This is a genomic window from Alkalicoccus halolimnae (genome assembly GCF_008014775.2).
Lineage (GTDB): Bacteria > Bacillota > Bacilli > Bacillales > Salisediminibacteriaceae > Alkalicoccus > Alkalicoccus halolimnae.
This window is the reverse complement of the sequence record NZ_CP144914.1, coordinates 1,677,680-1,690,158: the sequence shown is the minus strand read 5'-3', so window position 1 is coordinate 1,690,158 and position 12,479 is coordinate 1,677,680. Positions and strand designations below refer to the sequence as shown.

Genomic DNA, 12,479 nt, shown 5'->3' with positions numbered 1-12,479 from the left:
GCATTAAGAATGCCCGGCAGTTTTCAGGTTGTTTACAAAGTAATTTTTCTGTATAAGTATACAGTTGGCTGTTTCCGCTTTCGAAGAGTCGCTTTGCGGAGAGAACGCTCTCAGCCGACCTGCCTTTCATAAAACAAAGAATCGTTCTTCCGAAGTCACCCTTCTACAGCTCCAGCATCTGAACAAAAAGAAAGACTTTGCTGCAAACACAAGCGTACGACAGGTTTCTCCTGTAAAAAAAGAGGATTTTCTCTGCAGTGTCCGGCGGGGACGCCAGTGGGGTTAAAGCGCAGTCTGAAGATCCTTTCCAATGCAGGGAAGCATTGGAAATAGCTGAAGACAAGCCCCACGGCAAGCTTCCGCCGGTAAGCGGAGGAGAAAATACAAGGAATCGAATACATAGACTTCTTTCTTTACTTAATCAACACTCTGAAAACTAATATAAACAGAAAGAAAAATTTATTTGGAAGTAATGGTCATAATGACCGTTTCTCCTGCAGTAACTTCTTTGCCTTCTTCTTTATCTATGGAAGCAACGGCGTCCCCATTTGTAATAATAACCGGAGTAATAGTACTTTCCGCTTTTTCATTAACAAGGGCCGGATCAAACTCAATCAGTTTTTCACCGACGGCCACTTTATCGCCCTCTTTAACAAAAGCTTTAAAGCCTTCTCCCTGCATGTTTACAGTTTCAATGCCAATATGAAGGAGAATTTCAATTCCATTGACAGTTTTAATACCTACAGCGTGTTTTGTCGGGAAAAGCTGCATTATTTCTCCGTGTACCGGAGATACGATCGTGCCTCCAGATGGTTTAATTGCTACACCGTCTCCCATCATTTTCTCAGCGAAAGTAGGATCTGGAACTTCTGATAATGCGACAACTTCTCCGTCAGCCGGGCTGTGCAGGACATCTTTCCCATCCGCTTCAGGCATTTCGACTTCTTTTTTTGATTCTTTCTTATCGAGACCAAACAACTTTTTTAACATGATTCATTGCCCCTTTCTAATAGTATACATTGGTTTATAAAGGCAGCGGCCCCTTTCAAGTATAGCAGAGACCGCATGCGCATATTTATCACTTCTCTGCCCCAGTCATTTTATCTGAATTTAACAGCATAAAATATCTTCAAGATAACAGCTGATCTCACGCAGCAAAGAAGCTGTCACAGAGGTAACATGTGTACTGCTATTCCCCAGTTATCTTCGTTATAAACTTTTCTTTAATGAAGCTTTTCTGGCTTCCAGTACCCGTTCTACCGCTTGAGCTACTCCGCTTTCATAATTAGTTCCAGTAATTATATCCGCTCTTTGTTTAACTGATTCCGCTGCATTTGCCATTGCTACTGCGTATCCGGCAGCATCCATCATTGACAAGTCATTTTCATTATCACCAATAACCATCACTTCACTTAACTTTATGCCGTAATGCCCGGCAAGTGACTGAACTCCCCTGCCTTTAGTAGCTTCGTGGTGGGTAATTTCCAGATTCTCCATTGCCGATGAACTGATATCGACCGGAAGTTCAGCTAATTCAGACCTTATTCTGCGGCGTATTTTCTCGCTCGCAGAAAAAGCTAAAATTTTCAATAGCTTTGTTTTTTCCTCTGCCAAAAGCGTTTCATAGTTTCTCGTCAGCTGAACATTTCCTTCTTCAAAGCGTTTTTCTGCGAGAGCAAGCGCCTCTTCTTTAGGCATCTTTGATCCAGTTGACGCAAGAACATCCAGCACAAGCTTCAGCCCTTCTTCTTTATTCGTTGTAAAAGCACCCAGATTCGTATATACCTCGTAATACACCTGCTCTCTTTTAAGAGGGTCTGTAATAAGGCTGAAAAGTGAATTATCCAACGTTTTTTCGTCAAACAGGCTTCCATCAGCAAAGCGGATTTCAGCGCCATTAGCCCCGATTACCGGCAGAAATAAAGATGCTTCTTTCAGAGGAGCGGAAGCTTCACGAAAGTCTCTTCCTGTCGCAGCGCATATTTTTATTCCGGATTCAGCTGCTTCGTTCAATAATTCAATATTTCTTGGTGAAACCTTCCGATCATTATTGAGAAGTGTTCCATCCATATCAGTAGCTATCATTTTGATGTTATCCATTTTCTGCTCCTTATTAATCGTAGCGCATTTTCCTTGTCATTCCGCCATCGATCGTAATATTTTCGCCGTTGATAAATTTATTTTTTTCATCTGCAAGAAAAGTACATACGGAAGCTACATCTTCCGGAGAGCCAACTCTGCCGGACCAGTGCAGAGAATGGTGATAATCAATCAACTCTTCCCGGGACCCGGTATGAATCCAGCCCGGACTGATACAATTAACGCGTATGTTTCTATCGGCAAGACTTGCTGCCAGTGCATGCGTTAATGAAACGAGTCCTCCCTTTGACGCTGCATATGCTTCACTCCCCGGCTCAGACATAGCAGCACGGGTGGAGGCAATATTTATGATCGATGAATCTTTTTTCATCACTGGTACAGCTTTTTTACTCATAATCACTGCACTTCTTAGATTTGTATTTATTACCTTGTCCCAGCTGTCTAGAGTTAAATCATCAAAAGGTACGAATTCAGATATACCGGCGTTGTTGATAAGCAGGTCAATTTTTATTTTTTCATCTGCCAGCTCTCTGAAAAAATGTCGGATTGAATCTTCTGAACTTACATCAACCTGATGAAAGGAATAGAGTGAGGAAGAATAAGAAAAATGTCCCTCTATAGAATCTTTTTTATCAAGTAAAAACACATAGTAATTTTGCTTGATAAATTGTTCTGCAATAGTTTTCCCTATGCCCGATGCCGCTCCGGTAACGATAACATATTTCATGAAACTGTTCCTCCTTATGGTCTCATTCTTCTAAATTGCCCGTTTTATTTTTAAAAGTTATACTGAATAGAACTATAGTTATAAGGGTAAACTATTCACATAGCATGACAAATTAATAGCATAGGCGCAACTCTGTGCACCTTGAAAGGATGAGAAGATGCCACTGAAACTTGATTATTATTTATACCGTTTTTTCATTATCTGGTACGTTATTGGGCTTTTTTTATTATCTTTCGACCTTGTCCCCTCCTGGCTCGAATGGGCTAACGTTGTTTTCTTAATGACATCCGGCTTACTGGGAATGTTTTATTTCTACAGAAATTCTCCTGCTTTAACCGGCTTGTTTCTCATCGGTACCATTTTCATAATGTCTATGGCAATCGAGAGTTTCGGAGTACATACAGGATTATTTTTTGGCGATTACAGCTATCAGGCAGACTTCGGTCCGAAAGTAGCCGGTGTACCGTTAACGATAGGATTTGCCTGGACTATGGTCATCGCAACTTCCCACGTGCTGGCTGCTCCTGTCGTGAATATTTTTAAAAGGTTCCGTAGAATTATCTACTCTGTTTACGGAGCTTTTATTGGAACTTCGCTGGATTTAATTATTGATCCTGTTGCATTTGAAGTTAAGCAGTACTGGGTTTGGGAAACCGGGGGCTTTTATTACAACATCCCTTTCAGTAATTTTCTCGGATGGTTCATCCTCTCTTTCATACTACACTTCATACTCTCTACTGTTTTATTAAGAAACGGAAAATGGAAAGGAACGAACAGGCATTTCTGGCACAAACGAATGTTGTATCTTTACGGGATGATGGCTTTTATGTTTGTCATTGTAGCCTTAGTTAACGGAATGATTCTTGCTCCTCTCGTGTCCTTACTGACCGCCTCTGCTTATTATGTACTTTATATCTTTTTCAATAGAAGGGCTGATCTATGATTAAAGCAGCGAATAACCTGCATTTCGAGAAAATGTTTCATCTGTATAACCGGCAGTTAATCTCTAAAAACTTTCACGGCCTTTATCAATCAAAAAATTCCGTTCCACCCCCTCAAAGAGGTGCCATAATTTTGGTGAATCACAGTTCCTGGTGGGACCCTCTTATGCTGTTTTATTTAAATCACACTCTTTGGCATACAGATGCCGTCGCTATGATGGATGAGGCCGGACTGCAGAGATTTCCTTTTTTTAACAAACTGGGGGCTTTTTCCGTAAACAGCCGTTCCCCACGCTCCGTTAAATACGCTCTGGATTATGCTTCTTCCCAGCTGAGAGAGGGGAAAAATGTTTTTCTATTTCCACAGGGGAATGAATATCCTCTTGAAAAAAGACCTCTTTCTTTTTTCGGGGGTGCCGGCTACCTGAAATGGCGGGTACCCGCAGCTCCTTTAATTCCGGTCGTATTTTACCACGGCCTTTTTCATAAGCAGCGCCCCGAATGGTTCGTCCATTCTGCTTCTCCGATCAAGGGTGCACCCTCATGGAATCGAAAAAGATGGACTGACGAAGCTGAAAAAATGCTGACAATAGAGCTCGAAATGTTAAAACGGACTGTTTTAAACGATTCTTCATTTATTCCTCTGCTTTATGGGAAGAAAGGCTTTGCTCAAAGGTGGGAAAATACGAAACGTTTTTTGGGGGTTATCGAGTGACAGCATATATCATTTTCTTATTTATCATGCTCCTGCTTACGATCATTAACGGATCTTTGATGCCTCTGCTTCGTGATAAAAGACAATCATCCTTTACCCCTTCTGTTTCCATTCTTATTCCAATGCGAAATGAAGAAGCTAACGTGAAACCGCTGCTCGATTCGCTGGGGCATATTACTTATCGTGAGCTGGAAATTCTCATTTTAGATGATGGATCTACAGATCAGACTGCCGAAAAACTAGTGGAAGCATCGTCAAAAGACCAAAGGATCCATTTATTGGAAGGTGAAGATCTTCCTAAAGGATGGGTTGGGAAAGTTCATGCCTGCTACCAGCTTTCCAAGCAGGCCAAAGGAGATTTTTTACTTTTTTTGGATGCTGATGTTCGGGTACACCCCAATATAATAGACAGATCATTGCACGCCTTTACAGAAAAAACGGGGCTTGTTACCGGGTTCCCTCAGATTCCATTAAAAAGCCTGCTCGGACATCTCCTCGTACCAATGCAGCATTTTCTAGTTTTCTTTCATCTTCCTGTGCTTCTCGCCAACCACACTCTATGGGATAAATCAACGGCTGCACACGGAGCCTACATGATGTTCAGAAAAAAAGCGTACGATGAAATAAACGGTCACTACTCAGTTAAAGCTTCCCTGGTAGAGGATATACACATAGCAAAAATCATGAAACGTACTGGCTGGAACGTTCGCCTGGTAAATAACACTAATACGGTTCAATGTTTTATGTACGAGACAAACAAAGAAGTCTGGGAAGGTTTTTCCAAAAATTTCTTTCCTGGCCTTGGACGAAGCATAACAATTATGACAGCTATTATAATTTTTTATAGTCTGTTGTTTCTTTTACCGGTTCCAATTGCTTTCTTAGGTATTTATACGGGTGAGTTACTTTATTTTCTTCCGCTTCTGCTCACATTATCCATTAAATTGGCTGTGGATTTATTCACACGTCAAAAACCGTGGCTTTTTATATTATTTCCTTTATCGATTGTAATGATGTTTACTATATTAGCTTATTCAGCTTTTCTCGGCTTTTCAAAACGTGGATTCACATGGAAAGGACGCAATTACCAATGAATAAAAAACGGGTAGTTATAATAGGTGGAGGCCTTGGAGGGATCAGTGCTGCAATTTCCCTGCAGTCCTCAGGGTTTCAAGCCGTATTAATTGAAAAAAATAATCATATAGGCGGGAAGCTGCACGAAGTTTCATTAGGCAGTTCCCGTTTTGATTTCGGTCCAAATACCATTACAATGCCAGGTGTTTTTAATGAAGTTATAAAAAGGTCCGGCCAGAACCCGGAGGACTTTTTTAACTTTATTAAATTAACAGATCATACTACCAATAGTTTTTATGATCATTCTTCCTTTACCTTTTCATCGAATAAAGAAAAGATGAAGGAAGAACTGCTGCAGATCGACCCCCGTTCAGCAGATAACTATGAAGCTTATTTGAATGAGACATCCCGGCTTTTTCACACAGCTGAAAATCATTTTCTAAGACGTACTTTCAAAAGCTGGAAAGACTATCTGTCGCTGCCATTAATGAAAGCTTTAATGACTACCAGACCGCTAGAGAATCTCGACCACTTTCACAGGCGTTTTTTTAAAGATGAACGAATCCTGGCTGCCTTTAACCGATACGCTACTTATATCGGCTCTTCCCCTTATTACTCGCCAGCAACTTTTGGACTAATTGGACACCTGGAACTCGGAGATGGGGTTTATTACACAATGGGAGGAAACTATAAAATTGCAGAAGGTATGGAACGGGCAGCTGAACTAATAGGTGTAGAGATCATGAAAGGCAGAGAAGTAACTTCTCTGGAGGGAGCCGATGGAAAAATAAAAGAGGTTGTGATAGACAATGACAACTCGCTTCAGGCTGACGCTGTTGTTTTGAACGGGGATTTATTAACACAGTTTCCCCGGTTGGTAGATGAGAAAAATCGACCTTCTTTTACAAATAAAAAAGCTGCGGCCGCCGATCCCTCTATTTCTGCTTACGTGCTTCTGGCTGCATCTGACCGGAAATTCGATTTAAATCATCATCACGTTTTTTTTAGTGAAAATCCAGGAGCAGAATTTCGATCTATTTTCCAGGAAGAATCCTATGGAATAGATCCAACTATTTATATTTGTACTTCCTCAAAGACAGAACCAGCTATGTCACCACGGGGAGATAATATGTTTTTCCTGATTAATGCCCCTCCTCTTTCAAAAAGTGGTAATCAAGAATCAATCTCTCAGGAATTTGTATTAAAAAAAATGAAATCCCATGGGTTGGATATCGCTCCCTCAATTATTGATTCCAAAACGGTAACGCCGGCTGATATTAAGAATAAATTTTATGCTTACCGTGGAGCGTTGTATGGGATATCATCCAATAAACGCAAAAATACATTTTTGAGACCTTATAACAAAGCGGTAGATTTTTCGAATTTATACTTCACAGGAGGAAGCACACATCCCGGCGGAGGTTCTCCGATGGTAACCTTGAGTGGGATGAACGTTGCAGATCTTATTTATAAAGAGCACAGGTAACCTATACATGAAAAGGTTGTTTCCTTGTTCCTCTTTTCTGAAAACCCTAATCGTTGAGCAGGCTTTTTTTAATGGCTAGCTTGAAAATAAAGTATTTAAGCAATGAACGTGCGCTTTCGTTTCCATGGGGACGCTTTCCGGGCGGGCCGGCCTCAGCTAATCCCTTCCTCCCTGCGGTCGGGAGGGGTGGATCTTCGGCTCGTCCTTCATCGCCCCGGAGTCGTCCCATGTCCACTTCAGCTTACGGTAAAAAGGCTGGTGAGCGAAAAGAGGAAACTATAGATGGTGTTCAATATGAAATAGATGTTCTATTTTTAAGGCTGCCAAAAAATCATCAAATACCGACAAAACCAATAGTAAAAGCCCCATGGGCGGAGCATCGATGTCTCCTACCATGGGGCTTTTATTTTATAGAAGCCAGTTCGTTTAATATTACTGACTTTTCCTCCTGCGACACGACAGCTCGGCGCTTAAAAACATCATATTCATTTCTTCTGGCAGAATGAAGGATTCTTTTATACAAAAGGGCTGCTGCTTGCACAGGCAGTCTTGAATGAACCGGGTATAAGTTCGTGAGCTCTAAACCTTCTTCGTAATATTTCTCTGCACTCTGAGCCATTTCTTCCCAAATAGAAATAAATCCTTGATTTACTTCCCTGCGTTCGAGCATTGCTTGAGTGTAACCATATTTTTTCATTAGTTCATCAGGAATATACTTTCTGTCTCGGTCCATATCTTCTCCTATATCCCTGAGTATATTTGTAATCTGCATAGCATATCCCAGCTTAACAGCACTCAATTTCAGTTCTTCCTTTGCGTCTGGAGCAAGAATAGGAAGCAGCATTAACCCTACTGTACTCGCTACATGATAAGAATAGTTTAATACCTCATTAAAAGACCGGTAATTATAACCATACAAATCCATTTCCTGTCCTTTTATCATGTCGTAAAAAGGCTGAATGTCAAAAGAAAAATGTCTAAAAGCATCTTCCAGGGCTGTCCAAAGCGGATCGTGAAGCGGAGTATCACCATCAGCAAACCTATCCAGATCCTTTTTAAATCTTTTCAGTTCCCGTTCTTTTTCTACACCCTCATCAACGATATCATCAGCTGTCCTGCAGAAAGCGTATACTGCCCAGACAGCCTGACGCTTTTTCCTGGGAAGATGCTTAAATGCCTTGGCGAAAGTAAGGGAGTGCTGCTCAATTATAAGCCGGCAATGATCGTATGCTTCTTGAACCTGCATAAGGGATTACTCCTCTCCTGAATCCGCTTCTCCTATTTCTCGGATTTTCCTCTGTAATTAGAGAGTAACAAAATTATTTATCCTCTGGCTAATTAATTCTCTTTAATATCCATTAATTCCTCTTTAGTCTCACTTCGAAGAATTTTTGATAAGACTTTTGCACCATGCATAACGATTGGAATGCCGCCACCCGGGTGAACAGATGCTCCCACAGCATAAACATTGTTATAGGAGAATGGTTTTACTTGAGGTCTGAATACACCTGATTGAAATAGTGTAGGAGCAATACCGAAACTCCCCCCTTGATATAAACCATCCAATTTAGCTTCATGAGGTGTTCGAATATGCTCCCATTCAATTTTTTCATTGAGCTGGGCATCTGTTCTTTCTATCAGCAATTTTTTTATTTTCTCGGCATAGGTTAAATATTCTTTTCTGCTGATTTTGTCAGCGGAAGGTACAGGGACAAGGACATAGGCTACACCGTGGCCCTCAGGTGCGAGTGTCTCATCGATTAGCGAAGGGTTAAAAACGTAAAAGGCAGGATCGTCAGATAACTTATGTTCCACAAACAAATCATTCATATGCTTGTCAAGGCTTTCTCCAATGTAGAAATTATGAACATGAGCTGTGTTAAGCGGCTTGTTAAGACCAAAATAAAATAAAAGACAGCCGGATGACGGCTTGTATGTTTTTTTAGAATTTTCCGGCATTAATTTTTCAGCTGCTGGAAATTCTCCATTCAAAACAATCCTGTCCCCGTTTACCTCTTCTCCGTTAACAATGCAGCCGGTCGCTTCATTGGCTTCAGTAACAATTTCACTTACGCTCGAATGAGTTCTTACTTCCACTCCTCTTTCTTCGAGAGCTTCTGCAAGGACTTCGGCAAGTTTCGCATAACCACCTTTAATGTACCAGATGCCGTGTTCATGCTCACTGAATGGTACGAGAGAATAAATGGCAGGAGTCTGTTCAGGGGAGCCTCCTATATATAAAGTCTGCAGAGCGAAAGCTTCCTGGAGCCTGATAGATTTAAAATATTTTTTAGACTGCTTTCGAACAGATTGATAAGCTTTCAGTTTTATGAGCGTTTTTATATTTCCTATCGTCCAAAATGCACGGCGCTGCAAAAAGGCATGATCGAGAAAAGAAGCTTTCCCATCAAAATAACGCTCTTTCATATCGTCCATATATTCGTCAAAACCCCCGGATTCTCCAGGGAAATGTTTCTCAATTTCTTTTTTCTGGTTCTCTTTATTACTCCATTTGAGAAAGTTGGATCCGTCTGGAAAATGAAGAGGGTATAAGGGATCTATCTGAACAAATTCCACCCTGTCTGCCAGTCCAATTTCATTCAGAATTTCTTTTATCATATTCGGAAGAAGCACTACAGTTGGTCCTTCGTCCACCCGGTATTCTCCTCTTTCGTGATAAGCCAGTCTCCCCCCGAGTCTGGCTTTGGATTCAAACATAACAACCTCATTACCTGCCATACGTTCATACAGCGCTGTGACCATTCCGCCTATTCCTGCTCCGACGATTATCGTTTTCATGAATTCACCTTCCTACGATCGGACTGCATAATAAGTTTTGAAGTAATTTTCGCTGATTCAAAGATCGTGGGAAGACCACTTCCCGGGTGTGTCCCGCCTCCGGTAAGCCAAATCCCTTTAATATCATCAAATTGATTATGAGGACGGAAATACATCATTTGTCCGAGGTTATGAGCAAGATTAAAAGTTGCTCCCTGATAAATAAGTTTATCTTTCTCCCAATCAAAAGGAGTGAGAATTTCCTCCACTTCAATATGCTGTTCCAGGTCAGGCATACCCAGCTTGGAGGCCACTTCCTCCATAATTAAATCACGAAATTTCTGCTTCTTCTCTTCCCAGTTAATTTCACTGAAATTATTAGCCACCGGAGCCAAGATATAAAGAGCAGATTTACCTTCGGGTGCCAGGGTATTATCTGTAACTGAAGCATTGTGTACATATATGGATGGATCATCGGAAAGCTTCCCCAGTTTAGTAATTTCTTCGACATTTTTCTTATAATCCGCTGAGAAAAAAACGGTATGGTGGTCCAGATCAATTTTTTTGTTAACCCCGGCATATATCATAAACGTTGAACATGAATATTTCTTTTTGGAAAGTTTTTTGTCCGAGTATTTTTTTCTGTATTTATCATCGATTAATGTTGACATACTGTTTGCAAAGTCCGCATTCATGACGATATGATCCGACTTTATTACTTCACCGCTTTCAAGAAGCAGACTCTCAGCTTTTCCATTCTGCACATCAATTTTTTGAACACCCGAATCTAAATGAATTCGGGCCCCGTGTTCTTCGGCAACTGCAGCCATTGCTTTTGTAATTTGATTTAATCCCCCGCGCGGATGAAAGACTCCATATTCGTGCTCCATAAATGATAATATGCTAAACGCTCCCGGACATTCCCATGGAGACATCCCGAGATATTTAGATTGAAAAGTAAAGGAAAGGATCAACCTTTCATCATCGAAATATTTCGCAAGAACATCATATAATGTTTTACCTACTTCAAGCTGCGGAAGAGCTTTAATGCTTCTCAGACGCAGGTAATCAAATAAAGAGGCATGCTCTTCCTGAAGAATAGGCGATAAGGCAGCCAATTTTTTCCTTGTATCCTTCATAAACTCTTTGTAAGCAGGACCGTTTCCCGGAAAGTTTTTTTCGATTTCCGCAAACATTTTTTCTTCATTCCTGCTCGCCCTGATGGTCAGGTTATCAAAAACGAGGGAGTACATCGGGTCCAGTTCAATTAACTCTACATAATCATGAAGATTTCTGCCACTTTTCGTGAAAATCTCTTCCAATACATGCGTCATACTGAAAAATGTCGGTCCTAAGTCGAAAGTATATTCCCCTTTTGTAAAAGAAGAAGTTCTTCCACCTACGTATTGCTGCTTCTCATAAATATCCACCTCGTATCCATTTGCTGCCAGTATCATCCCCGCAGCAAGTCCACCTGGACCCGCACCAATAATCGCCACTTGTGTCATTTACCTGCACCTCTTTCCGACTGCTTTATAATCTATAGATTTCCCGTAAATATAAACGTATAAACAACTTTTGTATAATCTTTGTACATCATAGGTTTTTAAAAAACTGCTCTGCCGGAGAACGGCATGAGCAGCCGGAAAATGTCAGGAGTTTTTTTTCAACGTTATTAAGTACCATCCGCCCTCTCGGATGAGTGGTTTCATGCCGGCAACGTGGAAGCCGGAATTTCCTGCATCTTTTTTAATCGTTTCTGGTGAAGGAAGGGGATATAAATTGTCATGGGCGGACATGAACGTATTGAATGCTGTTGTAAATGCTCCTCCATGTTTTGCATAAACAAGGGGACAAATAATTGTTACAGAACCTTTTTTGGTTAAAGCACCAGCAAATTTCCTAAAGAGCGTAACCCGTTCTTCAGGCTTAAAATAGTAAAGAAGGTTGTGCGCCATGATCATATCCGTTTTACCTTCGAAGCTCTCAAGAAAGTCCTCAATATCTCCCTGTCGAACATCAATATCTTGGGAGACACGCGCTTTAGCTTTCTCAACAACTTCCCTGCTTAATTCCACACCAATAAGCTCTGTCTCAGGATATTTATTATGAACAGCACTTAAGTAGCCGCAGTAACCGCAGCCGAAATCAATAATGCTGGCGGGGTTTTCCTGCTTCACCCATTTAAGAATGGGGCTGACAGCCGCTTTCTCCAAAAAAGTTGAAGTTTCCGCTACGATTTCCGCAAACTTATCTGAAAGATATGTAAGCCTTTCATCCGAGCGGATCAGGTCCGGATATTTCAGAAGCGTTGGGATATGAAGTTCCATCATTTCACTGAGAAGAATTCCTACAGATTCTCTGCTTGCTTTTGAAGCATATCTTACCATTTTTTTCTTTGCCTTAACTTTTTCTTTTTTCTTTTTCGTCAAATGTCCTACCTGTAAACCGACATCGACCCAGCGCTCCAGAAGTTCTTCTGATAAGTTTCTGGAAGAAGAAACTTCTTTCACACTTGCTCCCTTTTCAAAGCTGTCAAACAAATCCATGTCATAACCCACGTGAGCATGCCATGTTTCCAGAAAGTTTTCATTTGTTTTCATCCAGTTTCTTGCTTGTATTACTCTCTGCAGCTCGCTCAAAACTCTCACCTTCTCT

Annotated in this window: 11 protein-coding genes; 4 read left to right on the top strand and 7 right to left on the bottom strand. The window is 41.0% G+C overall.

The features are described from left to right. Positions 1-459: 459 nt before the first annotated feature. The 3 genes from FTX54_RS07685 to FTX54_RS07675 form a co-directional block, all read right to left on the bottom strand. On the bottom strand, positions 460-990 hold the full coding sequence (locus tag FTX54_RS07685; RefSeq protein WP_147804849.1) for a PTS sugar transporter subunit IIA: 531 nt from the start codon (positions 988-990) through the stop codon (positions 460-462). Positions 991-1,209: 219 nt separating this feature from the next. After that, positions 1,210-2,100, bottom strand: coding sequence for a Cof-type HAD-IIB family hydrolase (locus tag FTX54_RS07680; protein ID WP_147804850.1), 891 nt, complete (start codon positions 2,098-2,100; stop codon positions 1,210-1,212). 13 nt (positions 2,101-2,113) lie between these two features. Continuing rightward, entirely contained in the window at positions 2,114-2,827 is a 714-nt protein-coding gene (locus FTX54_RS07675) for an SDR family oxidoreductase (protein WP_147804851.1), read from the bottom strand. A gap of 157 nt (positions 2,828-2,984) precedes the next feature. On the opposite strand from FTX54_RS07675, the gene FTX54_RS07670 reads away from it, so the two are divergent. Genes FTX54_RS07670 through FTX54_RS07655 form a run of 4 tightly spaced genes read left to right on the top strand, consistent with a single transcriptional unit; the run spans position 2,985 to position 7,043 of the window. Beyond that, the gene (locus FTX54_RS07670) at positions 2,985-3,770 is read left to right on the top strand and encodes a carotenoid biosynthesis protein (RefSeq protein ID WP_147804852.1); all 786 of its coding nucleotides are present in this window, start codon (positions 2,985-2,987) and stop codon (positions 3,768-3,770) included. Continuing rightward, positions 3,767-4,483 (top strand): 1-acyl-sn-glycerol-3-phosphate acyltransferase, encoded by a 717-nt coding sequence (locus tag FTX54_RS07665; protein WP_147804853.1) that lies wholly within the window; start codon positions 3,767-3,769, stop codon positions 4,481-4,483. The genes FTX54_RS07670 and FTX54_RS07665 overlap by 4 nt, the downstream gene beginning before the upstream one ends. Further along, entirely contained in the window at positions 4,480-5,577 is a 1,098-nt protein-coding gene (locus tag FTX54_RS07660) for a glycosyltransferase (RefSeq protein ID WP_147804854.1), read from the top strand. Before FTX54_RS07665 ends, FTX54_RS07660 begins: the two co-directional genes overlap by 4 nt. After that, positions 5,574-7,043 (top strand): phytoene desaturase family protein, encoded by a 1,470-nt coding sequence (locus FTX54_RS07655; RefSeq protein WP_147804855.1) that lies wholly within the window; start codon positions 5,574-5,576, stop codon positions 7,041-7,043. The genes FTX54_RS07660 and FTX54_RS07655 overlap by 4 nt, the downstream gene beginning before the upstream one ends. A gap of 403 nt (positions 7,044-7,446) precedes the next feature. Here FTX54_RS07655 and FTX54_RS07650 read toward each other — a convergent pair whose 3' ends face one another. The 4 genes from FTX54_RS07650 to FTX54_RS07635 all read right to left on the bottom strand — a co-directional run bounded on the left by FTX54_RS07650 (position 7,447) and on the right by FTX54_RS07635 (position 12,463). Next, a complete protein-coding gene (locus FTX54_RS07650) occupies positions 7,447-8,289 on the bottom strand; it encodes a phytoene/squalene synthase family protein (protein ID WP_147804857.1) in 843 nt (280 codons plus the stop codon). 92 nt (positions 8,290-8,381) lie between these two features. Continuing rightward, a complete protein-coding gene (locus FTX54_RS07645; RefSeq protein ID WP_147804858.1) occupies positions 8,382-9,842 on the bottom strand; it encodes a phytoene desaturase family protein in 1,461 nt (486 codons plus the stop codon). Next, a complete protein-coding gene (locus tag FTX54_RS07640) occupies positions 9,839-11,329 on the bottom strand; it encodes a phytoene desaturase family protein (protein ID WP_147804859.1) in 1,491 nt (496 codons plus the stop codon). Before FTX54_RS07640 ends, FTX54_RS07645 begins: the two co-directional genes overlap by 4 nt. Before the next feature lie 144 nt (positions 11,330-11,473). Next, positions 11,474-12,463 (bottom strand): class I SAM-dependent methyltransferase, encoded by a 990-nt coding sequence (locus FTX54_RS07635; RefSeq protein ID WP_147804860.1) that lies wholly within the window; start codon positions 12,461-12,463, stop codon positions 11,474-11,476. Between the last annotated feature and the right edge of the window lie 16 nt (positions 12,464-12,479).

Excerpts from the sequence above, each read along its gene's own strand:
- FTX54_RS07685 (WP_147804849.1), bottom strand. The coding sequence starts at position 990 with ATGTTAAAAAAGTTGTTTGGTCTCGATAAGAAAGAATCAAAAAAAGAA.
- FTX54_RS07680 (WP_147804850.1), bottom strand. The coding sequence starts at position 2,100 with ATGGATAACATCAAAATGATAGCTACTGATATGGATGGAACACTTCTC.
- FTX54_RS07675 (WP_147804851.1), bottom strand. The coding sequence starts at position 2,827 with ATGAAATATGTTATCGTTACCGGAGCGGCATCGGGCATAGGGAAAACT.
- FTX54_RS07670 (WP_147804852.1), top strand. The coding sequence starts at position 2,985 with ATGCCACTGAAACTTGATTATTATTTATACCGTTTTTTCATTATCTGG.
- FTX54_RS07665 (WP_147804853.1), top strand. The coding sequence starts at position 3,767 with ATGATTAAAGCAGCGAATAACCTGCATTTCGAGAAAATGTTTCATCTG.
- FTX54_RS07655 (WP_147804855.1), top strand. The coding sequence starts at position 5,574 with ATGAATAAAAAACGGGTAGTTATAATAGGTGGAGGCCTTGGAGGGATC.
- FTX54_RS07650 (WP_147804857.1), bottom strand. The coding sequence starts at position 8,289 with ATGCAGGTTCAAGAAGCATACGATCATTGCCGGCTTATAATTGAGCAG.
- FTX54_RS07645 (WP_147804858.1), bottom strand. The coding sequence starts at position 9,842 with ATGAAAACGATAATCGTCGGAGCAGGAATAGGCGGAATGGTCACAGCG.
- FTX54_RS07640 (WP_147804859.1), bottom strand. The coding sequence starts at position 11,329 with ATGACACAAGTGGCGATTATTGGTGCGGGTCCAGGTGGACTTGCTGCG.